We start from the raw sequence: 22,141 nt of genomic DNA on the forward strand, positions 1-22,141 counted from the left end.
CCGGAAACGGCAAATCGATGGCACACCGGACGGGCGGGCCGGGGCAATGGTGGAACGAAGCGGGGTAAAGGATGTTCCATCCCCGGGGCCAGCCCGCCCGGCATCTGCGGGGAAGGGCAGCGAGAGCCTATCTTTCTTCCCCGCGATCCGGATAGATAAACATTTAAGGGCGTGGAACTTTCCGCGCATCATGACGACCGGACCCGCCGGCGGCACAAAGGCCGGCAGCAGAGAGGGCAGCCGATTTTGGCGACTGATAAAGAGACCACCATTTCAGACGACCAGTTGGTTCATTATCTGGGCCGGCCGCTTTCCTTCGTCTTCCGCTATGCGCGGGGTCATGCGCTGCTGCATGCCGTGATCTTCCTTTCGGTCATGGTCGCCGTCGGCTGCACCGTCGGGGCCACATATGCCACCCGGTTCCTGGTCGATACCATGACCGTGCACGGTGTGGGAGACATGCACCCCGTCTGGAATGCCGTCGCGATCCTGGTCGTGGTCATTGCCTTCGACAACATGTCGTGGCGGGTGGCCGGGTGGTTTGCGACCTATGCCTTCGTGGACATGACCGGCGACGTGCGGCGCGACCTGTTTCGCTACCTGACCAGCCATTCCGCCGGATATTTCGCCGACCGGATGTCGGGCGCCATGGCGTCGCGCATTTCCACCGCGTCGATGTCGGTGTTCACGCTGGAGAACCTGGCGGCATGGAACGTGCTGCCGCCCTGCCTGAACGTGGCGCTGTCGGTGGCGCTGCTGCTGACGATCAGCCCCGTCATGGCCGGGGTGATCGTGGCGCTGTCGGCGGGGCTGTGCCTGCTGATGTTCCGCATGGCGGCCGGCGGGCGGGGCATGCACCAGCATTATGCCGCCGAGGCGGCGCGGGTGGACGGCGAGATGCTGGACATCGTCAACAACCTGCCGCTGGTCCGCTCGTTCGGCATGACGCGGTACGAGCGGCTGCGGCTGGGCGAGACGATGCGCCAGGAAATGGGCGCCCGTGGCCGGTCGCTGCGCTACATGGAAAAGCTGCGGCTGGTGCACGCCGTGCTGACGGCGGTGCTGACGGCGGGCCTGCTGTTCTGGGTGGTGACGCTGTGGCACCTGGGCCGGGCCAGCATCGGCGACGTGGTGATGGTGGCCAACCTGGGCTTCATGATCCTGCACGGGACGCGCGACCTGGCCGTGGCGCTGGTGGAGACCATCCAGCATATCGCCCGGCTGGACGAGGCGCTTTCCGCCATTCTCGTGCCCCATGAGATGGTCGACTCCCCGAACGCGCACGGCTTTGCCGGGCCGGTGCATGGCGAGGTCGCCTTCCGCGACGTGATGTTCGCCTATCCGGGCGGGCGGCCGGTGCTGTCGCATTTCAACCTGGTGGTCGAGGCCGGGACGCGGGTCGGGCTGGTGGGGCGGTCCGGGTCGGGCAAGAGTACCATCCTGGCCCTGATCCAGCGCCTGCGCTACGTGCAGGGCGGGGCGATCCAGATCGACGGGGTCGATATCCGGGACCTGGACGAGCAGAGCCTGCGGGCCTGCATGTCGGTGGTGCCGCAGGAGGTGTCACTGCTGCGGCGCTCGGTGATGGAGAATATCCGCTATGGCCGGCCCGATGCGACGGATGACGAGGTCATCGCCGCCTCGATCGCCGCCGGGTGTCGCGATTTCATCGACGCGATGCCCGAGGGGTTCCAGACCGAGGTCGGGGACCGGGGCGTCAAGCTGTCGGGCGGCCAGCGGCAGCGGATCGCCATTGCCCGGGCGTTTCTGCGCAATGCGCCGATCCTGATCCTCGACGAGGCCACCAGCGCGCTGGACAGCGAGAGCGAGCAGCGCGTGCAGGAGGCGCTGGACCGGCTGAAGGTCGGGCGCACCGTCATCGCGGTGGCCCATCGCCTGTCGACCCTGCGCGATTTCGACCGGATCGTGGTGATGGATCATGGCCGGATCGTCCAGGACGGGCCGGTGAGCGTGCTGGAACGGACCGCCGGACCCTATCGCGACTTTCTGGAACGGCAGTCCATGTTCATCGAGGGCGCCGCGTGACGAGATGACGAACTATCGTACCGACGGGAATGGACAGGACATCATGCTGCGCGTAGCGGCATTGCCTGGCGGACGGGAGAGCGGCGCGCCGGCCGGAGAGAAGGAGAGCCAGGGCGCCGGGCCGGGCCGGCCTGCCCGCGCGGCGGTGGAGGGCGGCAGGCGGGCCCTGAGTGCCGATGCCTACGAATATATTCGCAGCGGCCTGATCCGCAGCCGCTACCGGGTGGGCCAGCGGCTGGTGCTGCGCCCGCTGGCCGCCGAGCTGGGGCTGAGCCCCACGCCGGTGCGCGAGGCGCTGCTGCGCCTGGTGTCGGAACAGGCGCTGGACCTGAACGACCGCAATACGGCCGTCGTGCCCGAGATCACGCCCGCCAGCTTCCGCGAGATCCATCGGCTGCGCGTGGACCTGGAAAGCCGGCTGATCCAGGCGGCGGCGCTGCGCGCCACGCCCGAGGAACTGGACGCGCTGTCGGAGCTGCACGAGCGGTTCCAGCAGGCCTGCGCGCGGCAGGACGAAGGCATGATGGCGGCGGGGAATGCCGATTTTCATGCCATGCTGGCGACCATGGCCGGCCTGCCGCTGACGGCGAACATCCTGCATAATCTGTGGGCGCGGATCGGGCCGCTCTATGCGCTGGCGCGTACCGCGCCGCCCGCGCGGCCGCCCGGCGTACCCCACCCGCATGACGACCTGATCGCGGCATTGCGCGCGCATGATCCGGAGGCCGCCACCCGGGCGCTGATCCGCGATGCCGACTATGCCCGGAGCTGGATCGAGCCGCTGCTGCCGCTGGAGAGCGCGGAGTAAGGGGAGGGTCCGGAGCCGGCGCGGCCGGTCCGGACCCGTTCCTCAGCCGGCCTTGGCGGCCGGCTTGGCGGATTCGGGAACCTCGATGTCGATTTCGAGCATCGAGACGCCGGCGCCGCGATCCATCTTGATCTGGACCTTGTCCTGGTCGACCGTGATGTGCCGCTTGATGACCTCCAGGATTTCCTCCTGGAGCTTGGCGATCAGTTCCGACTGGCCCTCGCCCGCGCGCTCGTGCGCCAGCAGGATCTGCAACCGGTCGCGGGCGACGGGGGCTGAACTCTTGCGTCCGAACAGGGATGTCAGGAAGCTCATGCGACACTCCGTTTGAACAGCCAGTCGAACAGGCCCTTGCGTTCGGTCGGCACGCTGACGTCCAGCGTCTCGCCCTCGAGGCGGCGTACCGCCTCGAAATAGGCGCGGGCAGGCGCGCTGGTGGGATTGGACAACGTGACCGGCATGCCGAGGTTCGATGCCCGCAGGACTTCCTCGCTCTCGGGGATGATGCCCAGCAGGGGAATCGACAGGATTTCCAGCACGTCTTCGGTGCGCAGCATTTCGCCGCGTGCGGCGCGCGCCGGATCGTAGCGCGTCAGCAGCAGGTGCTTGTCGATCTTCTCGCCCTTCTTGGCGCGCTCGGTCGTGCTGTCGAGCATGCCGATGATGCGGTCGCTGTCGCGCACCGACGAGACCTCGGGGTTGGTCACGACCACGGCCTGGTCGGCATGGTACATCGCCAGCTGGGCGCCGCGCTCGATGCCGGCGGGGCTGTCGCAGATCACCCAGTCGAATTTCTCACGCAGTTCCTCGATGACGCGCGCGACGCCCTCGGGGGTCAGGGCGTCCTTGTCGCGGGTCTGCGAGGCGGGGAGAATCGACAGGGTTTCCACCCGCTTGTCGCGGATCAGGGCCTGCGCCAGCTTGGCGTCGCCCTGCACGACGTTGATGAGATCGAACACCACGCGGCGTTCCGCGCCCATCACCAGATCCAGGTTCCGCAATCCGACGTCGAAATCGACGACGACGACGTTTTTCCCCGTCTGGGCCAGTGCCGCGCCGAGGGCAGCGGTCGATGTGGTCTTGCCCACACCGCCCTTACCCGAAGTGACAACCAGCACCTTGGCCATATGCGTATTTCCTTATGTCCGGATCGCCGGTCTGCGGCGTCGTCTTTGAATATGAATCTAGTGGCGAAAATATGATGAGGGCAACGGGAAAGCGGGGCGTGTCGTCAGTTCAGGGGCCGGACGACCAGGGTATCGTCCTCCAGCATGGCCTGGGCGGAGCGGCCGTGCAGGGCCGGGTCGATTTCCTCGGCGATCATGTAATAGCCGTCAATCGCGAGAAGTTCCGCCTTCATGCCCGCCGCGAAGATGCGTGCCCCGGTCTGGCCGCCCATGCCGGCGATCGCCCGCCCGCGCAGGATGCCGTAGACATGGACCGATCCGCCGGCCGAAATTTCGGCCCCCGAGCCCACGGAGCCGATGACGACCACGTCGCCGTCGGGGTTCTGGATCGCCTGCCCGGACCGGACCGGGCCCTCGACGATCAGGGCCGATGACGGGCCCGACGGCGGGGCGGGGGGCTGCGGCGTGTCGCCCGCGTCTTCATCGGGCAGTTCGACCGTGCCGGCGGCGCGGCCGCCCTCGAACCCCATCGGCCAGTCCCAGCCCGCCAAGGCGGGCCAGTCGGGGTCGGCACCTTCGATCCCGATGATGCGGACCCCGCGTTCCAGCAGGGCGGGGTAGAGGCCCGCCAGGCCTTCGGCGTCGCCCGCCAGCAGGCCCAGGTCGAGGATGATCGGCTTGCCGACGAAGAAGGAGGGCGAGCGCGCGATCTGGGCATCCAGCCCGCGCAGCCAGTCGTCCAGTTCGGCCTCGGGGGAGAGCACCAGCGCCAGGAAGGAGCGGCCACGGGCGCGGATGCGGGGAAGCGGGCGGGTTTCGTCGGACAAGGGCGTCACGGACCTTCACGTTGCGGGGAAGGGAACCCGTTCCAGCTACCGTGAGAACGGGGCGCTGTCGAGCGATCCGAGGGCCTGGATCGCGATTTCCGTCGCGGGATGCGGCGGCCCTTGGCGAGGCGGGATTCGATGGCATAAAGTGTGACAATGCGTATCCTCTATCATCTTCCTTTATCGCCCTATTGCCGCAAGGTTCGTCTGGTCCTGGGCGAGAAGCGGCTGCCGTTCGAACCGATGATGGAGCGGGTGTGGGAACGCCGGCCCGATTATCTGTCGGTCAACCCGGCCGGGACCGTGCCCATGCTGGTCGAGGAAAACGGGCTGTCGATTCCCAATTCGTCGGTGATCTGCGAATATCTGGAGGAAGCCTACCCCGATACCCCGCTGCTGGGCCGCACGCTGGCCGAGCGCGTGGAGGTGCGGCGGCTGGTGGCCTGGTTCGACGAGAAATTCGCCAGCGAGGTCACGCAGAACCTGCTGCATGAGAAGGTGATGAAGCGGATCGCCGGGCGCGGGAACCCGGATGGCAACGCGCTGCGGGCCGGCTATGCCAATATCCGCTATCATCTGTCCTATCTGGACTGGCTGGCGGAGACGCGGAAATGGCTGGCGGGGCCGACCCTGTCGCTGGCCGATTTCGCCGCGGCCTCGCACCTGTCCTGCCTCGATTTCATCAACGATGTCGACTGGAGCAAGGCGCCGGCCGCCAAGGACTGGTATGCCCGCATGAAATCGCGCCCGTGTTTCCGGCCGCTGCTGAATGACCGGGTGACGGGGATCGTGCCGCCGGATCATTACGCCGACCTCGATTTCTGACCCGTGACGTTCGAGACCGATGCCATCGTCCTGGGCGCGGGTGCGGCCGGGCTGATGGCGGCGCTGGCGGCCGGCCAGCGCGGGCGGCGGGTGGTGGTGCTGGACCATGCGGCCGAGGCGGGGCGCAAGATCCTGATTTCGGGCGGTGGGCGCTGCAATTTCACCAACCTGGATACGGATGCCGGGCGGTTCCTGTCCGGTAATCCGCATTTCGCCAAATCGGCGCTGGCCCGTTTCCGTCCCGCCGACATTCTGGCGATGATCGGCCGGCATGGCATTGCGTGGCACGAGAAGACGCTGGGGCAATTGTTCTGCGACGGATCGGCGCGGCAGGTGGTGGCCATGCTGCTGGCGGAATGCGCGGCGGGGGGCGTGGATATCCGCCTGTCGCACCGGATCGTGAATGTTTCGGGCGGCGAGGGGTTTACGGTCGAGACCGATCGCGGGGTCTTTCGCGCGCCGTCGCTGGTGCTGGCGACCGGGGGGCTGTCGATTCCGCGCATGGGGGCGAGCGGGCTGTCGCATGCGCTGGCGCGCCAGTTCGGGCTGCGCGTGACGCCCACGGCGCCGGCCCTGGTGCCGCTGACGCTGGATGCGGTGGCCGATGGCTGGACGCGCGAGCTGGCCGGCGTTTCGCTGGAGGTGCTGGCCCAATGCGGCGGGGCGCGGTTTCGCGAATCGATGCTGTTTACCCATCGCGGCCTGTCCGGCCCGGCGATCCTGCAGATTTCGTCCTATTGGGAGCCGGGGCGGGCGATCAGCCTGAACCTGCTGCCCGGCTGCGATGCCGGGGCGGTGCTGCGCGAGGCGAAGCGCCAGCGGCCACGGGTGGAGGGGCGGACGATGCTGGCCGGTCTGCTGCCGCAGCGTTTTGCCCAGGCGCTGGCGGCGCGGCATCTGCCGGAACGGCCGGTGGGCGATGTTGCCGACGCCGTGCTGAACCGGCTGGGGCAGGTGCTGGCCGGCTGGAGCCTGATGCCGTCGGGCAGCGAGGGGTTTGCCAAGGCCGAGGTGACGCGCGGCGGCATCGATACCCGCAACCTGTCGTCGCGGACCATGGAGGCCGCGGCGGTGCCGGGCCTGTATGCGGTGGGCGAGGCGGTGGATGTGACCGGCTGGCTGGGGGGCTATAATTTCCAGTGGGCCTGGGCCAGCGGCCATGCGGCGGGATGTGCCATCGCCGGGAAAGGGTAGCGCGGGCGGCGCAACCACCCGGTCCCGACGGCCGTTTCAGGCTGTGCGTTCAGGCTGTGTGCCTGTTTGAACGGGAGGGTGGAATGGCGATCGATCGCATTGCGCGCGGGCTGGTGCTGGCCGGGCTAGTTGCCCTGGCCGGCTGCCAGGGGGTGGCGGAGGCCTATCCGCCGCCGCCGGGGACGCCGATTGCCGGGTATGGGTATCTCTGCAAGGCCGGGGTCTATAGCTGCCATCTGCCGATGCAGGTGCCGCTGGGGGCGGCATGCTCATGCCCCGGGCTGGGGGCGCCGTCTTACGGGAACGTGCATTAGGAGCGTGCGGGGAGGAGGGGGCCGCTCGCCTCCCCGCATGCGTTGGGTTTATTGGGCCAGGACCGCGCAGGCGGCGCGGTCGCCGGCGCCGCCGATGGGCTGGGTCTGGTAGTCGTCCGGCCTGGCGTGGATGACCAGCGATGCGCCGTCGGCGTCGAGCAGGGCGGGGCGGCCGCCATCGCCCTTGAAGGAGACCAGGGTCGAATACAGTTCGACCGTCGCGGTGCCGTCGGGGCCGACATGGATGTTCGGCAGGTCGCCGGCATCGTCGGCATTCGCGTTCAGCAGGCCGTGCACCGGCTTTGCGACATCATGCGCGTGGACATGGCCGCCGGCGCTCTTGAACGCGGGCGGGGCGCAATTGCCTTTCTCGTGGAAATGCACGCCGTGCCAGCCGGGCGCGAGGCCCGTTGCGGCGATGCGCAGGATCACGCCCTTGGGGGCTTCCGTGACCTCGACCGTGCCGTGGGAGGCGCCGTCGGTGCCCTTGAGGTCGCCCGTCAGCCGGTCGGCCGCCAGGGCGGACCCCGGAAGGGTGAGCAGCCCCAGGCCGAGTGCCGCCAGCCGGTTCCTGCAGGAATGTGCCATCATTGTCTCCTCGCGTTTCGTGCGGCCCGGCGTGGGCCGGGTCGCGCAATATCCTGAAAACCTAGCATCATTCGCGCGCCGGGTCCGGGGCGGGTTGTCGCGATCGGGCGCATTGACCGAAACGTGACGTCGTCCCGCCCCGGGGCGGGGGGCGTGCGGGGTTACAGGTCCGCCGTGATCGAGAATTTGAACGTCCGGGGCATGCCTTGCAGCAGGAAGCCGCCGAAGGCCGAGGCCCAGTAGCGTGTATTGGCCAGGTTCTCGACGCCGAATCGGGCGGTCAGGGCCTTGTGGTCGACCAGGAACGTGTAGCGGGCGCCGAGGTCGAAGCGCGTCCAGCCCGGAACCCGCAGGGTGTTGGCGTTGTCGGCCCACTGGTGGCCGGTGCGGATGGCCTGGCCGGTCAGCGTGCCGCCCTTGAGGAACGGCAGGTCGTATTCGAGGTTGGCGTTGATGGTGTAGCCCGGCACGCCGATGGCGCGGTTGCCGTCATACATTCCGCCCGAGGTCCGCCGCTGGTTCGCGTCGATGATCGCCGTGCCGCCGTTGAAGCGCAGGCCCTTCGTGATCTCGCCGTTGACCGACCATTCGATGCCGCGATTGCGCTGCTGGCCGTCGACGGAAAAGATGGACTGCCCGCCATTGCCGTAGGGCACCGCGTAGGCATTGGGCTGGGCGATCTGGTAGAAGGCGAGGGAGGTGCTGAAGCGCCCGATATCGTATTTCGCGCCGATTTCGTACTGGACCGTCTGGTAGGGCGGGAAGGTCTGCCCGAGATTGATGACATTGCCGCTGGCCTGCGGCCCCTGGGCCAGACCCTCGATCCGGTTGAAATAGATGGACGTCTGGCGGGTGGGGTGCACCACCAGCCCGACGACGGGGGTGAAGGCATCCTGATTGTAGCGGGTGAAGTAGTTTCCGTAGCCGTAATCGTTCACCAGCATGTTCTGGTACCGGAAGCCGGCCGTCAGGGCCACGCGGTCGTCGAACGCGGAGACGGTGTCGGAGAAGAACAGGCTGTAGAGGCGGGTGTACCCGTCCTTCTGGGGATTGTTGACGTTGCCGCCCACGAAGGTCTCGGGCGCCGACTGCCGGTAGAAGGTCGGCCGGTAGAGGTTGGAGGCCAGCGACGTCAGCGAGAAGGCGTAGGCCGTGTCCTTTTCGGACCACAGGCCGGAGCCGCCGGCGTTGATCTCGTGCTTCAGCGGGCCGGTGGTGAAATGTGCCCGGATGCCGGCGCGCGTGCTCTCGTTGGTCTGCACGTAGGGGACGTACATCGAGCCGGCATTGGCGGCGCCTGTCGCGGCGTTGGTGACGGTCAGGGTCGAATAATTCCCCTTCTCGTTGCCGCCTAGGCCGCCGAAGGCCGCGTAGGCCGTCAGGTGCTTGGAGAAATCATGCTCCACGTTGAGCATGCCGAAAATGTAGTTCAGCTCGGTATAGGTCCAGGGCTGGCCGTAATTGCTGGAGGGAGAGGGGGCGCGCGGGACGTTCGTCAGACCCGAGCCCAGCAGTACGCCGGGGCGGCCCTGTTCGACGCCCTGGTTTTCGTAATCCATGTCCAGCGTCACGCGCGTTGCGCCGTCGCGGCTGCGCCAGTCGAAGCCGCCGCCGACGGCGACCGAATGGCGGCGTTCCAAGTCGATTGCGGTCTGGCCGCTCTTGCCCGCGACGTTGATACGGATGCCGAACTGGTTGTCGGCGCCGAAACGGCGGCCGACATCGATATTGCCGCCGCCCATGCCGGCACTTTCGTAATCGCCGGTAAGGCGTGTGACCGGGGTGTCGTCGGCGTGCTTGAACATCAGGTTGATGTTGCCGCCGATCGAGGAGCCGCCGGGGGCCGCGCCGTTGAGGAAGGCGCTGGCGCCGTTGAGCACCTGCACCTGGTCGTAGAGCTGCGGCGAGACGAGCTGGCGCGGCACGATGCCGTACAGACCGTTGATCGACACGTCGTCGCCATAGACGGGGAAGCCGCGAATCACGAACTGCTCGGAGAAATTGCCGTAGCCGTAGGTGGTGCGCACCGATGGATCGTTCTCCAGCACCTGGCCGAGCGTCTGCGACTGCTGGTTCAGGATCAGCGCCGAGGTGTAGCTGCGGACGTTGAAGGGCACGTCCAGCCCCTTCTTGGTGCCGAGCGCGCCGAGCTGGCCGCCGGAGATGACTTCCATCTGGTTGCGGCGCTTGGCCTGCACGACGATCTGCTCGTCGGTCGGGGGCGCGCCGGTCGCGGGCGTGGCGGGCGCGGCCGCCGTGGCGGTCGCCGGGCTGGCGGCCGGATGGGGCGCCGGTGTGGAAGTAGGGGCGATTTTGGCCGGCTTTCGGCCGCCGGCCGCGATCGGCGCCTGGTCCTGGGCCGATGCGAGGGCGGGCATGGACACCGACAGCATCAGCATCGTTGAGCAGGCCGCGGTGCGGCGGAGGGAACCGAGAATGGAACGAGCGTGCACGAGCGGCCTCAATGGACAAGCCTTGAAAGGAGGGGACACATACGCGCGAATGAGAACGGGTCGCAATACGGTGTGGGTCATGAAGCGGTCTTCGTGATATTCTCCACAGCGATGTTGCCCGAAAGACACATGCGAATGACTCTTAAATTCACCGGAAAAGCGCGGTCCGCGACGGGGGGACTCTGGAAGCGGTGGCTCGGCCGCTTCGTGGTGGGGGTGGGCTGCGCCTATCTCTGCGCGGTGGGATTCCTCTTTTTCATGTCCGGCTCCTCGGGGCGACTCGATGCGAGTCTGGCCCAGAGCATCGTGGTCGGTGGGTTGCCGCTGCTGATCGTCGCGCTGTTTGCGCTGCCGGGGCGTGGGACGGGGCCGTCGGTCCTTGCGATGCTTGCCGTGGCGTTGCCGCATCCGACCCTGTTCTGATGCGCGATGTCCTGCGGACCCGGATGGGGTGGCTGCATGCCTGGGTCGGCTTTGTCGGCGGGCTGGTTCTGGTGGTGGCGTTTACCGGTGGCACGCTTGCGCTGTTCGATACCGAGATCACGCGCTGGATGCAGCCGGAACTGGCGGCGCTGCCTGCCGCCGCCATGACCGGCCAGGCGCTGGACCATGCGGGCGCGCAGGTGTGGGCGCTGCGCGAGAAGGGGCAGATCGTGTTCCTGAACCTGCCGTCGGCGCGCGACCCGGTGCTGCGGATTCTCCATTATGACGGGCATGCGTTCGTCGGGCCGGTGCTGGACCCGCGCGACGGGGTCGAGGTGAAGAGCCGTGCGACGGAGGGCGGGCAATTGTTCTTCGACCTGCACCAGTCGCTGTATCGCGGGCCGGTCTGGGGTAATCTGATGACGGAAGCCGCAGGCATCGGGCTGATCGTCGCCGTGATTTCGGGCGTGATCATCCACTGGCGGAACCTCGTGCCTGACCTGCTGCTGTTCCGGCCCTTCGCGGCGCCCGGGCGGGCGTGGCTGGACGCGCATATCATGGCGGGGGTGCTACTGCTGCCGTTCGTCACCATGATGGCCTATACGGGGGCCGTCATCCACGCGCCCCGGCTGTTCCCGATGATCGGGGCCGGCCATGCCGCCAAGGCGGCGAGCCGGGCCGGTGGCGGGGAGCGGCGCGATGGGGGGGCCTATGCGCCGTTGGCCCCGATCTTCGCGCAGGCGGAGGAGATTTTCGGGCGGGGGCGGATCGGCTTCGTGATGTTCGGCAGCGGCACGGTCTCCTTCTACAGGGCGGATGCGGCGGATTTTGCGATGACGCGGGACCATGCCGATTTCTCGGCCGTCGATGGCAAGCTGGTGGGGGTGACGCGCGTCGGGCATGGGATGCGGCGGCTGGATGGCGCCATGCGGGGGCTGCATTTCATCCGCTGGGGGACGCCGGGGCTTCGCTGGCTGTATTTCGTGGGGGGTGTCGTCGGCAGCATGATGATGTCGGCGGGGCTGGTGCTCTTTCTCATGAAGCATCGGCGGGGGCAGGGCGGCGGGGTCATGCTCGGCCTGGCGGAGACGCTGGCGCTGGCGGTCACGCTGGGCCTGCCGCTTGCGGCGCTGGGGTTCCTGTGGGGCAATCGGCTGCTGCCGGCGGACCTAGCGCATCGGGCGGAGCTGGAGACGCGCATCTTCTTTCTGCTGTGGCTGGGGGCGCTGGTGCATGCCGCCCTGCGCTGCTTTCGCGGGGCTGTCCGCCATGGGTGGCGGGAGCAGGCTTGCGGGATTGCGGTGCTGGGCTGTGCGTTGCCGTTTCTCGATATCGTGTCACGCTCTGGGACGGGGGTGAGGCTGCATTGGGATCTCTATCTGGGGGTGGATGCCTGCGCGCTGGGGTTCGGGCTGCTGGCCCTGTGGGGGCAGCGCATGATGGTGCGGGCGCGATGATCGTCCTGGCCTCGCTGGTCTGCTGGGGGCTGGCGCTGCTGGGGCACGGGTTGCTTCAGCCGAAAATCCGGCGGCTTCTGCATGTCGGGGACGGGCGTCGGGGCATGCTGCGGGTGATGCGGCTGGGTCTGCCGCTGGTGGCGCTGGCGGTGTCTGCGCGGTTGGACATGCCGCTTGCGATCCTGGTCTGGGTGGGCACGTTTTCGGTCGGTGGGCTGCTGGCCGGTGGCGCGCTGGCGGCGGTGGCGGTGTATCGGCGGGGTGGGTGCTGACCCGTATCGGTGGGTTGGTATGGCATTTGCCGCGTGGCGGCCCCATTTCTGTCCGTGGCCGTGATATCGGACGCGTGGTCATGGGGCCGGCGGATGGCGGCGCGGACGGGATGCGGGACGGGCGGGGCGGCATGGCAGGCAGGCGGGATGGGCTGGAAAGCGGGGATCTGTTTGGTGGGCCGCCCGTGGAGGCGCGTCGCGGGCGTGCGGCGCCGGCGCGTACCCAGCCGCTGGCCGACCGGCTGCGCCCGGCATCGCTGGACGAGGTGGTGGGGCAGGATCATCTTCTGGGGCCGGAGGGCGCGTTGCGGCGCATGCTGGACCGGGGGACGCTGGCCAGCCTGATCCTGTGGGGCGGGCCGGGGGTGGGCAAGACGACCATCGCCCGCCTGCTGGCCGATGCGGCGGGGCTGCGTTTCGTGCAGATTTCGGCCGTTTTCTCGGGCGTTGCGGATCTGAAGCGGGTGTTCGAGGAGGCGCGGCAGCGGGCGGCCGCCGGGCAGGGGACGCTGCTGTTCGTGGATGAGATCCATCGCTTCAACCGCGCCCAGCAGGACGGATTCCTGCCCGTGGTCGAAGATGGGACGGTGGTGCTGGTGGGGGCGACGACGGAAAACCCGTCCTTCGCGCTGAACGGCGCGCTGCTGTCGCGCTGCCAGGTGATGGTGTTGCGCCGGCTGGACGACGAGGCGCTGGAGCGGCTGCTGTGCCGGGCCGAGGCCGAGCGGGGGCGGCCGTTGCCGCTGACGCCGGACGGGCGGGCGACCCTGCGGGCGATGGCCGACGGGGACGGGCGGTATCTGCTGAACATGGTCGAGCAGGTTCTGGCACTGCCCGACGACCGGCCGCTGGATGGGCAGGGGCTTTCCAGCCTGCTGGCGCGGCGTGCGATGTTGTACGACAAGGATCGCGAGGAACATTACAACCTGATCTCGGCGCTGCATAAATCGCTGCGCGGCTCCGACCCCAATGCGGCGCTGTACTGGTTTGCGCGCATGCTGGAAGGGGGCGAGGACCCGCGCTTTATCGCGCGGCGGCTGACGCGGTTCGCGGCCGAGGATGTGGGCATGGCCGATCCGCAGGCGCTGCCGCTGGCCGTGGCGGCGTGGGAGACCTATGAGCGACTCGGCTCGCCCGAGGGGGAGCTGGCGCTGGCGCAACTGGTCGTTCATCTGGGCACCGCGCCGAAATCGAATGCCGTCTACAGCGCCTACAAGGCGGCGCGGCGGCTGGCGAAGGCGACCGGGAGCCTGATGCCGCCGGCCCATATCCTGAACGCGCCGACCGGGCTGATGAAAGATCTCGGCTACGGCAAGGGATATGAATACGACCATGATGCGGAGGAAGGATTTTCCGGCCAGAACTACTTCCCCGACGGCATGCGGCGCGAATCGCTGTATCGGCCGAGCGGGCGCGGATTCGAGGCCGAGATCGCGCGACGGCTGGACAGGTGGGCCAGACTGCGGGAAAGCCGTCAGTCATGAGTGTAGTGACCCTGACCGTCAGCGATGACGAAGCCGATATCCGCCTCGACCGCTGGTTTCGCCGCCATTATCCCCACCTGACCCAGGGGGCCTTGCAGAAACTGTGCCGCACCGGGCAGGTGCGGGTGGATGGCAAGCGTGCCGATACCTCGACCCGGCTTGTGCCCGGGCAGGCGGTGCGCGTGCCGCCGATCCCTGCCGCCGCGCGGCCTGCCCCGCCGCCCCGGCCGGTGCTGGACGACCGGCTGGTGCGCGAGATCCGCGGCATGGTGCTGTACAGCGATGCGCAGGTCATTGTCCTGAACAAGCCCGCCGGGCTGGCGGTGCAGGGCGGGCCGGGCATCGTGCATCATGTCGACGGCATGCTGGATGCGCTGAAGGAGAATGACGACGATCCGCGCCCCCGCCTGGTGCACCGGATCGACCGGGATACGTCGGGCCTGCTGCTGCTGGCGCGCACGCCCGGCGTGGCGGCGAAGCTGGCGGCCGCCTTTCGTGGACGCGATGTGCGCAAGACCTACTGGGCGGTCGTGGTCGGCCGGCCCACGCCGGCCAGCGGCGTGATCGACCAGCCGCTGGCGCGGCTGGGGGTGGGGCCGGGCGCGCTGACCGTGGTGGCGTCGCGCAAGGACGAGGATGCGGCCCACGCGCTGTCGGAATACGAGGTTCTGGATGCCGCCGGGCGCCGCCTGTCCTGGCTGGCGCTGTCGCCGCTGACGGGGCGGACGCACCAGCTGCGCGTGCATTGCGAGGCGCTGGGGACGCCGATCCTGGGCGATCCGAAATATGGCGGCGATGCCGCGCATCCGGAGGGGTTCGTCGACCGGCTGCACCTGCATGCGCGGTCGCTGGACCTGCCGCATCCGGCGGGCGGGCGCTTGCAGGTGTCGGCCGAACTGCCGCCCCATATGCGCGAGACCTTCCGGCAGCTTGGCTTTACCGCTGGCGCCACGCCGGCTGCGCGGCGGGTCTGAGCCGTGCTGCCGGTCGTATGGGAAGGCAAGCCCCAGCCGCCGCGACCGAAACGGCGGGCGGGGCTGTGGCTGCTGGTGCCTGTTGCCGGAATGGTGGTGCTGGGGGCTGGCGGCATGCTGGCCGCGCGGGCGCTGATCGATCGTGCCGGGTTGCGCGAGCAGGCGGTGGCCGCGGTGTGGCACCAGACCGGCCGCGTGCTGCGGGTGGGGGCGATACAGGTGCATATCCTGCCCTATCCCTCGGTCTCGATCCGGGATCTGGCCCTGTCGGACATGGCGGACGGGGCGCGGCCGGACATGCTGACGGCTACGGGGCTGGAGGCGCGGCTGGCCCTGCTGCCGCTGTTGCGGCACGAGATCCGGCTGGAGGATGTGCGCCTGACCCATCCCGACCTGCTGGTCGAGCGGCTGGCGGACGGGCGTGCGAACTGGCAGGTGCAGCCGCCCGCCGAATCCGACCGGCCGCCGGGTGGGGTATCGGCGCCCGCGACCCGCTGGCGAATCCGGATCGGCAGTGTGCGCGTGCGGGATGCCGCGCTGCGCTGGGACGATCGGCGGGGGCATGCCAGCGGGGCGGTGACGCTGAGCCGGCTGGACTTGTCCGGGCTGACGGGTTCCGCGCCTTCCATCGCCGCGCAGGGGAACCGGCTGGGCGATCCGCTGGCCGTCGTCACGGTGTCGGGGCAGTTCGGCCCGATCTTCATGCCGGCGCCTTCGGCATGGCCGGTGCGCCTGCAAGCCGCCTTGCGGGTGGATGGGCGGGAGGCGGGCAGTGCCACGCTGGAGGGCAGCCTTGCCGACCCCGCGCGGCTGCGTGGGTATGATGTCGGGGTGCATGCGACGATCGGGCAACTGACGGACCTGAACCGGCTGTTCGTGCATGCGAACCTGCCCGACATCCACGAGATCGACCTGACGACCCGTGTGGTCGAGCTCGGGAGGGGCGACGCGCCGATGCCCGGCCTGCGGCAGGTGCGGCTGCGCACCGGAGCCATCGACGGCCTGCCGCTGGCGGGCGGGCTGACGCTGGATCATCTGGCGGTCGATGCGCCCACGCCCGCCGATCATGTGGCGATCGAGACCGCCGGCCAATATGCCGGGCGGCCGTTTGCGCTGCATGGCACCGTGGGCACGCCCGCCGAGACGCTGGCGGCGGTGCGCAGCGATCTGGGCAGCCCGATGCCGCTGGACCTGGTGCTGGATGCGGCCGGTGGGTCGCTGCATGTGGGGGGAACGGTCGGGGGCGGACAATCGGCCCTGGATACTCATCTGACGGCCGGCCGGCTGGCGCTGCCCGGCGAGGTGGTGCTGGACCACCTGACCGCCGATGCGCATCTGGAGGTGCGGAACGGGGGCGATGTCAGGCTGAGCGGCCTGCAACTGGCCTCCACCCAGACCAGTCTGGATGGGGAACTGTCCTTTCTCCGGCACGGGGGGACGGATGGCGTTCCGCTGCTGAACGGGCGGATTCATGCCAGCCGGCTGGATATCGATGCGCTGCGCGCCGTCGATGGCGCGCCGGCCGGGGCCGCGCCGGCGCCTTCGCCTTCGTCGGGGGGGGATTCGGCGGATGCGGCGCCGTTGCCCTTCGAGCGTCTGCGGCAGGCGGAGGGGGACCTGGACCTGACGGCCGACCAGATGCGGTTGTATGGCGAGGATTACCACACGGCGGCGGCCCATCTGGTGTTGCGCGGGGGCAGGCTGACGATCGATCCGCTGCATGCCGACGGATCCGGGCGCAGCCTGGACGGCAAATTGTCGGTCGATGCGTCGGGCCCAGTGCCGCGTGTGTCGGCCGATGTGCATACGCTGGTCCTGCCGGCCGAGTGGCTGGCCAAGGCCTTCGACATGGCGCCGATGCTGCGCGGCAGTCTGCAACTGGTCGGCAGCGTGCAGACCGAAGGGAGCGATCGGGCCGCGCTGCGCGCGGGCCTGGGCGGCCATGTGGGCCTGTCGATGGTCAAGGGACAGATCGACGGCAATACGCTGGGCCGCCTGCTGGGGCCGGATGCCGCCGCCGCCACGCGGGGGACTTCGGTCGCGCTGCGCTGCCTGGGCGTGCACATGACGCTGGGCGACGGGCGTGCGGCGCTGGATACGATCGGGTTGCAGACCTTTCGGCTGACGGTCACGGGCCACGGTACCATCGGCCTGGCGCGGCAGGATCTGGACCTGCACCTGATGCCGCAATTGCTGATCGGGGGGACGGGGGCCTCGATGCCGATCATGGTGGCGGGTACGCTGCTGGCGCCGCAGCCGCGCCCGGAGCCGGCGGGGCCGGGGCATCGCTTCATGCTGACCATCGGGCCTCCGGGGAGCGCCGATTCGTGCCCCGATACGCTGAAGGCCGCGCGCGAGGAGCAGCCGGGGCCGGCGCCGGATGCCGCGCCCAAGGGCAAGGGGCCGAAGGTGATGGATGTGCTGCGCGGGTTGGGGTTGTTTCGATGAGTGACGGCAAGCCTGTGATGCCTCGGCCTTCTGCCCCGGGCGCGCGTCGCCGGTTCTGGGATCGTGCCGAGGTGGTGCCGGAGGCGGACGGGTTTTCGGTGCGGCTGGATGGGCGGCCGGTGCGGCTGCCGGGCGGGACGGTGCTGCGTGTCGGCAGTCGTGCGCTGGCCGAGGCTTTGGCGGCGGAGTGGCAGGGCGCGGCGGATGGGCAGAAGGGGGGCGATTTCACGCCTTCGGAACTGAGGCTGACGCGGATTGCGGGTACGATGCTGGAGCGGATCGCGCCTGACCGGGCGGCCGTCATCGATGGGCTGCTGGGATACGCCCGCCACGAACTGCTGTGTTACCGGGTGCGCTATCCCGCGCTGCTGGTCGAGCGCCAGCAGCAGGAATGGGACCCGTGGCTGGGCTGGCTGGGGGCCCGGTATGGGGTTGCCTTGCGGACCACGGACGGGGTGATGCCGGTCGACCAGCCCGCCGGCGCGCTGGCAGGGCTGCGGGCCGTGCTGGAGGCGCTGCCCGACGGGGTGCTGGCGGCGCTGGGTGTCGCCGTGCCGGCGCTGGGCAGTCTGGTGCTGGGTCTGGCGCTGGCGGATGGCCGGCTGACGGCGGAACAGGCGATTGCGTGCGCGACGCTGGACGAACGGACGCAGATGGAACTGTGGGGGCACGATGCCGAGCAGGCCGGGCGCCTGGAGATGCTGGGGCTGGATGTCGTTGATGCGGCGGCGTTTCTGGGACTGTTACGCGCCGATTCGTGAGGGTGGGGCGCGGTCACGGAACCGCCATAAAGTGTCGGCATCTTCCGGTTTGCGTTCCGACACCGAGCCAAACACTCTGTTACAGAGCTTCGCGGTAGAAGGAATGGACACACGACGACTCAGGAGTGATCGCATGGCCTTGATCGACTGGCGGCCGCTTTCGGAAATGCCGGGTATTGCCGGGCACGAGATGGATCTGGCCCCGAATGGCCCGGTCGATCGTCCTGTGTCGTCGCGCCGGATGAGGCAGCGCATCGCGCAGTGGGTCGCGACCTGTGCCATGGGTGCATGGGTGCTGCTGGCCGTCGTACCCGTCGTCGTCGTGATCATGGCGATCGACGGCTGATCTGTCCGTGACAAAAACAAACCGTTGGGTCTGAAAAAGGTAGACCCTGCCCGGAAATGCGGGCTGGCGAGCGAGAGCGGCCCATAGGGCCGCGGCCGGCGTGTGTTTCCGAGCACCGAAGCGGAGCGGCCTTGACGGCCGTGAGCATCGGAGCGGAGGAAATGCGCGCCGGATCGCCGCCAGCCCGCATTTCCGGGCAGGGTCTAGGGGACGAGGACGGTGGCGCTGGCGGTGCAGGCAATGCCTTCCTCGCGGCCGGTGAAGCCCAGGCGTTCGGAGGTGGTGGCCTTGACCGAGATGCGGTCGATGCCGACTTCCAGCAGGTCGGCCAGGCGCTGGCGCATGGCTTCGGAATGCGGGCCGATCTTGGGGCGTTCGCAGATCAGCGTGACGTCGGCGTTGACCAGCATGCCGCCCCGGTCGCGGATGCGCTGGCCGGCATGGACGAGGAAGCGGGCGCTGTCGGCGTCTTTCCATTCGTTCTGGCTGGGGGGGAAGTGGCGGCCGATATCGCCTTCGGCCAGGGCGCCGTAGATCGCGTCGCACAGGGCATGGATGCCCACGTCGGCGTCGGAATGGCCGGCGAGGCCGCGATCATGGGGCACCGTGATGCCGCAGATGATCAGCGGCCGGTTTTCGGCGAAGGCGTGTACGTCGTACCCGATGCCGGTGCGCGGCAGCAATGTCGGACCGATCAGCCGTTCCAGGCGCATCAGATCTTCCTCGTAGGTCAGCTTGATATTGTCTTCCGAACCGGGAACCAGCGCGACCGCGTGGCCCGCCGTTTCCAGCAGGGCGGCGTCGTCGGTGGCGTCGAGGGCGGCGGCACCGCGATGGAGGTCGCGCAGCAGCGCGAAGCGGAAGCCCTGGGGGGTCTGGGCGCGATAGAGATCGTCGCGCGGGACGGTGGCCGCGATCACGCCGTCATGCCCGCGCTTGAGCGTGTCGGCCACCCGCACGGCCGGGATCGCGCCGGGATGGGTGGCCAGCGCCGCGATGACGCCCTGCGTGACCTCGGCGGGGACGTAGGGGCGGGCGCCGTCATGGACCAGCACCAGGTCGGGCCGCTGGGACGGGGGCAGGCGGTCCAGCGCCTCCAGCCCCGCGCGCACGCTTTCCTGCCGGGTGGCGCCGCCGGCGACGGGCGGGAGGGTGTCCAGCCCGTGCAGGGCTTCGGCCAGCGCGGCGGTGTCGCCGACCGGCTGGAGCAGGTCCACATGGGGAATGAGGGCATCCGCCGCATGGCGAATGATGGGCCGGCCGCCGAGCGTCAGATACTGCTTGGCGACAGGCGATGCCGTCGTGGCGCTGAAACGTCGGCCCACGCCCGCGGCAAGAAGAATGGCTGCAACACGCATGGCGGAGCAATGCGGCGGACGCCCCGCGTCGTCAAGCGCCCGCGCGTATTTGTTTCGGGCATTCGCTGCCCGTCTTCGGTGCCGGGGGGCTGCTATCGCGATTGCGTGATGCTCGCGAATTCGATATTCTGCTTAAATCCTGAGCATCCATGCTGGAAATTCGTCCACGTCGGCGCAGCGCCATGGGACGAAGCAGGATTTGTCAGCCCAGATGGGGGTCGTGCCGTCCATGTCGTCCGAATTGTTGCGTCCAGTCGATCTGGGGAGGGGCGTGGTGCTGCGCACCCCGGTCATTCTCGCCCCGATGTCGGGCGTGACCGACCTGCCGTTTCGCCGCCTGGCGCGCCGTCTGGGCGCGGGCCTGGTGGTGTCCGAGATGATCGCGTCGTGGGCCATGGTGCGCGAGAACCAGGCGACGCTGCGCATGGCCGAGGTCGCGGACGAGGACGGGCCGAACGCGGTGCAGCTTGCGGGGTGCGAGCCGGAGGCGATGGCCCAGGCGGCGCGGATTGCCGTCGATCGTGGCGCCAACATGGTCGACATCAATTTTGGCTGTCCGGTCAAGAAAGTTGCCGTGGGCCAGCAGGCGGGATCGGCGCTGATGCGCGATGAGGCGCTGGCGGGCCGGCTGCTGGAGGCCGTGGTGCGGGCGGTGGACGTGCCGGTGACGCTGAAGATGCGCATGGGCTGGGACCATGCCAACCTGAATGCCCCGGTGCTGGCCCGGATGGCCGAGCAGGCGGGCATTCGCATGGTGACGGTGCATGGCCGCACGCGGCAGCAATTCTATACCGGTACCGCCGACTGGGCCTTCGTCCGCACGGTGAAGGAAGCGGTGTCGCTGCCGGTGATCGTCAATGGCGATATCCTGACGGTGGACGATGCCCGGCAGGCGCTGGCGCAGTCGGGCGCCGACGGGGTGATGATCGGGCGCGGCTGCTATGGGCGGCCGTGGTTCCTGGCGCAGGTGGGCCATGCGCTGACGACCGGCGAGGAGGTGCCCGACCCGGAGCTGGCGGCGGAAAAGGCGATCGTGCTGGAGCATTACGACATGATGCTGTCGCATTTCGGCGCGCATCCGGGCCTGCGCCTGGCCCGCAAGCATGTATCCTGGTACTCGGCCGGGCTGCCGGATTCGGCGGGATTCCGCGCCGCGATCAACCGGGTGGACGATGCGGCGGTGGCGATTGCGATGATCGGCGAATTCTATGACCGGCAGATTGCCGCCGGTTCGCGCCGCGAGCGCCGGGGCAGTGCGTCGGGCGGCCAGGACGCCGCGCAGGCGGCCTGATGCCCATCATGCAAGCCGACCTGGCATCCGACGAACTGCCGCGGCCGGACGGCGCGTCGCTGCTGGACGCCATGCCCCTGCCGGTGATGCTGGTGGGGAAGAGCAACCGCATCCGCCACGTCAACAGCGCGGCCGAGCCGTTCTTCGGCATGTCCAGCCAGCATCTGGTGCAGATGCATCTCTCCGACGTGCTGGCGGCGGACCATCCGATCTTTCTGCTGGTGGAGCAGGTGCGGCGCGACGGCGTGACGATCGCGGAACATGAGCTGACCCTGGACGGGCCCCGGCTGCATCGCAGTGGCATCACGGTGCAGGGGACGCTGGTGGCCGAGCATCCGGACGGGGTGCTGCTGACCTTTCACGATTCGTCGGCGGCGCGGGCGCTGGACCGGCAGCTGACATTCCGCTCTGCCGCGCGCAGTGTTTCGGGCATGGCCGCGATCCTGGCGCATGAGGTCAAGAATCCGCTCTCGGGCATCAGGGGGGCCGCGCAGCTGCTGGAGGGCTCGGTCTGCGAGAGCGACCGGGAACTGGCGGTGCTGATCCGCGACGAGGCCGACCGGATCCGCGATCTGGTCGACCGGATGGAGATCTTCAGCGACAAGCCGCTGGAGCGGCGGGCGGTGAACATCCACCGGGTGCTGGAGCACGTGCGCCTGCTGGCGCAGCAGGGCTTTGCCGCCGATATCCGCTTTGTCGAGGAATACGACCCGTCGCTGCCGCCGGTCTGGGGCAATCGCGACCAGCTGGTGCAGGTGCTGCTGAACCTGGTGAAGAATGCCGCCGAGGCCATTGCCGGCGAGGGACGGGCGGGCGAGATCACGCTCGGCACCGCCTATCGCCATGGCGTGCGCCTGGCGGTGCCGGGGATGGAGCAGCGGGTCGAGCTGCCGCTGGTGGTCTCGGTGCGCGATAACGGGCCGGGCATTCCCGAAAGCATCCGGCCCCATCTGTTCGAGCCCTTCCTGACCACCAAGGCCGGGGGAAGCGGCCTGGGCCTGGCGCTGGCGGGCAAGATCATCGGCGATCATGGCGGTGTGATCGAGGTCAACAGCCGTCCGGGCCGGACCGAGGTCCTGCTGCATCTGCCCGTGGTGGCGGAGGGGCGGCTGCACCCCTGACCCGCGGCGCCGCGCGGTCGTCTT

Annotated in this window: 21 protein-coding genes; 15 read left to right on the forward strand and 6 right to left on the reverse strand. The window is 69.0% G+C overall.

What is annotated here, in order from left to right:
- Positions 1-246: 246 nt before the first annotated feature.
- Positions 247-2,046, forward strand: a complete 1,800-nt coding sequence (locus HLH27_RS06905; protein WP_182948994.1) for an ABC transporter ATP-binding protein — start codon at positions 247-249, stop codon at positions 2,044-2,046.
- 4 nt (positions 2,047-2,050) lie between these two features.
- Positions 2,051-2,854 carry a GntR family transcriptional regulator gene (locus tag HLH27_RS06910; RefSeq protein ID WP_246375585.1) on the forward strand — a complete coding sequence of 268 codons (804 nt, stop codon included), beginning with the start codon at positions 2,051-2,053 and terminating at the stop codon, positions 2,852-2,854.
- Between the two features lie 42 nt (positions 2,855-2,896).
- On the opposite strand, the gene minE is transcribed toward HLH27_RS06910, so the two are convergent.
- From minE to minC, 3 genes are all read right to left on the reverse strand, one after another.
- Entirely contained in the window at positions 2,897-3,169 is a 273-nt protein-coding gene (minE, locus tag HLH27_RS06915) for a cell division topological specificity factor MinE (protein WP_182948996.1), read from the reverse strand.
- The gene (minD, locus tag HLH27_RS06920; protein WP_182948997.1) at positions 3,166-3,981 is read right to left on the reverse strand and encodes a septum site-determining protein MinD; all 816 of its coding nucleotides are present in this window, start codon (positions 3,979-3,981) and stop codon (positions 3,166-3,168) included. The genes minE and minD overlap by 4 nt, the downstream gene beginning before the upstream one ends.
- A gap of 104 nt (positions 3,982-4,085) precedes the next feature.
- Positions 4,086-4,808 carry a septum site-determining protein MinC gene (gene minC, locus HLH27_RS06925; RefSeq protein WP_182949278.1) on the reverse strand — a complete coding sequence of 241 codons (723 nt, stop codon included), beginning with the start codon at positions 4,806-4,808 and terminating at the stop codon, positions 4,086-4,088.
- A 156-nt stretch (positions 4,809-4,964) separates the two neighbouring features.
- Between minC and fzlA the strand changes: the two genes are divergently transcribed.
- The 3 genes from fzlA (at position 4,965) to HLH27_RS06940 (ending at position 7,141) form a co-directional block, all read left to right on the forward strand.
- The gene (gene fzlA / locus HLH27_RS06930; RefSeq protein ID WP_182949280.1) at positions 4,965-5,633 is read left to right on the forward strand and encodes an FtsZ-binding protein FzlA; all 669 of its coding nucleotides are present in this window, start codon (positions 4,965-4,967) and stop codon (positions 5,631-5,633) included.
- A gap of 3 nt (positions 5,634-5,636) precedes the next feature.
- Positions 5,637-6,827: a BaiN/RdsA family NAD(P)/FAD-dependent oxidoreductase gene (locus tag HLH27_RS06935; RefSeq protein WP_338029857.1), complete on the forward strand. Its 1,191-nt coding sequence runs from the start codon at positions 5,637-5,639 to the stop codon at positions 6,825-6,827.
- Between the two features lie 83 nt (positions 6,828-6,910).
- Complete coding sequence (locus HLH27_RS06940) at positions 6,911-7,141, forward strand: hypothetical protein (protein WP_182948999.1); 231 nt, start codon at positions 6,911-6,913, stop codon at positions 7,139-7,141.
- A 48-nt stretch (positions 7,142-7,189) separates the two neighbouring features.
- Here HLH27_RS06940 and sodC read toward each other — a convergent pair whose 3' ends face one another.
- The gene (gene sodC, locus HLH27_RS06945) at positions 7,190-7,729 is read right to left on the reverse strand and encodes a superoxide dismutase[Cu-Zn] (RefSeq protein ID WP_182949002.1); all 540 of its coding nucleotides are present in this window, start codon (positions 7,727-7,729) and stop codon (positions 7,190-7,192) included.
- Positions 7,730-7,890: 161 nt separating this feature from the next.
- Positions 7,891-10,128: a TonB-dependent receptor gene (locus HLH27_RS06950; protein WP_408870810.1), complete on the reverse strand. Its 2,238-nt coding sequence runs from the start codon at positions 10,126-10,128 to the stop codon at positions 7,891-7,893.
- A gap of 189 nt (positions 10,129-10,317) precedes the next feature.
- On the opposite strand from HLH27_RS06950, the gene HLH27_RS06955 reads away from it, so the two are divergent.
- The 8 genes from HLH27_RS06955 (at position 10,318) to HLH27_RS06990 (ending at position 18,347) form a co-directional block, all read left to right on the forward strand.
- On the forward strand, positions 10,318-10,605 hold the full coding sequence (locus tag HLH27_RS06955) for a hypothetical protein (RefSeq protein WP_182949003.1): 288 nt from the start codon (positions 10,318-10,320) through the stop codon (positions 10,603-10,605).
- Positions 10,605-12,062 (forward strand): PepSY-associated TM helix domain-containing protein, encoded by a 1,458-nt coding sequence (locus HLH27_RS06960; protein ID WP_182949004.1) that lies wholly within the window; start codon positions 10,605-10,607, stop codon positions 12,060-12,062. The genes HLH27_RS06955 and HLH27_RS06960 overlap by 1 nt, the downstream gene beginning before the upstream one ends.
- Positions 12,059-12,334: a hypothetical protein gene (locus tag HLH27_RS06965; RefSeq protein ID WP_182949005.1), complete on the forward strand. Its 276-nt coding sequence runs from the start codon at positions 12,059-12,061 to the stop codon at positions 12,332-12,334. The genes HLH27_RS06960 and HLH27_RS06965 overlap by 4 nt, the downstream gene beginning before the upstream one ends.
- Positions 12,335-12,465: 131 nt before the next feature.
- Complete coding sequence (locus tag HLH27_RS06970; RefSeq protein WP_182949286.1) at positions 12,466-13,818, forward strand: replication-associated recombination protein A; 1,353 nt, start codon at positions 12,466-12,468, stop codon at positions 13,816-13,818.
- Entirely contained in the window at positions 13,815-14,792 is a 978-nt protein-coding gene (locus tag HLH27_RS06975) for an RluA family pseudouridine synthase (RefSeq protein ID WP_182949006.1), read from the forward strand. Before HLH27_RS06970 ends, HLH27_RS06975 begins: the two co-directional genes overlap by 4 nt.
- Positions 14,793-14,795: 3 nt before the next feature.
- Positions 14,796-17,240: an AsmA family protein gene (locus HLH27_RS06980; RefSeq protein ID WP_338029858.1), complete on the forward strand. Its 2,445-nt coding sequence runs from the start codon at positions 14,796-14,798 to the stop codon at positions 17,238-17,240.
- Positions 17,241-17,257: 17 nt separating this feature from the next.
- A complete protein-coding gene (locus tag HLH27_RS06985) occupies positions 17,258-18,001 on the forward strand; it encodes an ATP12 family chaperone protein (RefSeq protein WP_246375589.1) in 744 nt (247 codons plus the stop codon).
- Positions 18,002-18,134: 133 nt separating this feature from the next.
- Complete coding sequence (locus HLH27_RS06990; RefSeq protein WP_182949008.1) at positions 18,135-18,347, forward strand: hypothetical protein; 213 nt, start codon at positions 18,135-18,137, stop codon at positions 18,345-18,347.
- Positions 18,348-18,550: 203 nt separating this feature from the next.
- On the opposite strand, the gene ispF is transcribed toward HLH27_RS06990, so the two are convergent.
- Positions 18,551-19,705, reverse strand: coding sequence for a 2-C-methyl-D-erythritol 2,4-cyclodiphosphate synthase (gene ispF / locus HLH27_RS06995; protein ID WP_182949009.1), 1,155 nt, complete (start codon positions 19,703-19,705; stop codon positions 18,551-18,553).
- 229 nt (positions 19,706-19,934) lie between these two features.
- Here ispF and dusB point away from each other — a divergent pair, with 229 nt between their 5' ends.
- Together dusB and HLH27_RS07005 are read left to right on the forward strand one after the other, a co-directional pair.
- Complete coding sequence (dusB, locus tag HLH27_RS07000; RefSeq protein WP_182949290.1) at positions 19,935-20,996, forward strand: tRNA dihydrouridine synthase DusB; 1,062 nt, start codon at positions 19,935-19,937, stop codon at positions 20,994-20,996.
- The gene (locus HLH27_RS07005) at positions 20,996-22,117 is read left to right on the forward strand and encodes a two-component system sensor histidine kinase NtrB (protein ID WP_408870811.1); all 1,122 of its coding nucleotides are present in this window, start codon (positions 20,996-20,998) and stop codon (positions 22,115-22,117) included. Before dusB ends, HLH27_RS07005 begins: the two co-directional genes overlap by 1 nt.
- Positions 22,118-22,141 lie beyond the last annotated feature (24 nt).

It is taken from the genome of Gluconacetobacter takamatsuzukensis (genome assembly GCF_014174275.1).
Lineage (GTDB): Bacteria > Pseudomonadota > Alphaproteobacteria > Acetobacterales > Acetobacteraceae > Gluconacetobacter > Gluconacetobacter takamatsuzukensis.

Excerpts from the sequence above, each read along its gene's own strand:
- HLH27_RS06910 (WP_246375585.1), top strand. The coding sequence starts at position 2,051 with ATGACGAACTATCGTACCGACGGGAATGGACAGGACATCATGCTGCGC.
- minE (WP_182948996.1), bottom strand. The coding sequence starts at position 3,169 with ATGAGCTTCCTGACATCCCTGTTCGGACGCAAGAGTTCAGCCCCCGTC.
- minD (WP_182948997.1), bottom strand. The coding sequence starts at position 3,981 with ATGGCCAAGGTGCTGGTTGTCACTTCGGGTAAGGGCGGTGTGGGCAAG.
- fzlA (WP_182949280.1), top strand. The coding sequence starts at position 4,965 with ATGCGTATCCTCTATCATCTTCCTTTATCGCCCTATTGCCGCAAGGTT.
- HLH27_RS06940 (WP_182948999.1), top strand. The coding sequence starts at position 6,911 with ATGGCGATCGATCGCATTGCGCGCGGGCTGGTGCTGGCCGGGCTAGTT.
- sodC (WP_182949002.1), bottom strand. The coding sequence starts at position 7,729 with ATGGCACATTCCTGCAGGAACCGGCTGGCGGCACTCGGCCTGGGGCTG.
- HLH27_RS06950 (WP_408870810.1), bottom strand. The coding sequence starts at position 10,128 with ATGCTGATGCTGTCGGTGTCCATGCCCGCCCTCGCATCGGCCCAGGAC.
- HLH27_RS06955 (WP_182949003.1), top strand. The coding sequence starts at position 10,318 with ATGACTCTTAAATTCACCGGAAAAGCGCGGTCCGCGACGGGGGGACTC.
- HLH27_RS06960 (WP_182949004.1), top strand. The coding sequence starts at position 10,605 with ATGCGCGATGTCCTGCGGACCCGGATGGGGTGGCTGCATGCCTGGGTC.
- HLH27_RS06965 (WP_182949005.1), top strand. The coding sequence starts at position 12,059 with ATGATCGTCCTGGCCTCGCTGGTCTGCTGGGGGCTGGCGCTGCTGGGG.
- HLH27_RS06970 (WP_182949286.1), top strand. The coding sequence starts at position 12,466 with ATGGCAGGCAGGCGGGATGGGCTGGAAAGCGGGGATCTGTTTGGTGGG.
- HLH27_RS06975 (WP_182949006.1), top strand. The coding sequence starts at position 13,815 with ATGAGTGTAGTGACCCTGACCGTCAGCGATGACGAAGCCGATATCCGC.
- HLH27_RS06985 (WP_246375589.1), top strand. The coding sequence starts at position 17,258 with ATGCCTCGGCCTTCTGCCCCGGGCGCGCGTCGCCGGTTCTGGGATCGT.
- HLH27_RS06990 (WP_182949008.1), top strand. The coding sequence starts at position 18,135 with ATGGCCTTGATCGACTGGCGGCCGCTTTCGGAAATGCCGGGTATTGCC.
- ispF (WP_182949009.1), bottom strand. The coding sequence starts at position 19,705 with ATGCGTGTTGCAGCCATTCTTCTTGCCGCGGGCGTGGGCCGACGTTTC.
- dusB (WP_182949290.1), top strand. The coding sequence starts at position 19,935 with ATGTCGTCCGAATTGTTGCGTCCAGTCGATCTGGGGAGGGGCGTGGTG.
- HLH27_RS07005 (WP_408870811.1), top strand. The coding sequence starts at position 20,996 with ATGCCCATCATGCAAGCCGACCTGGCATCCGACGAACTGCCGCGGCCG.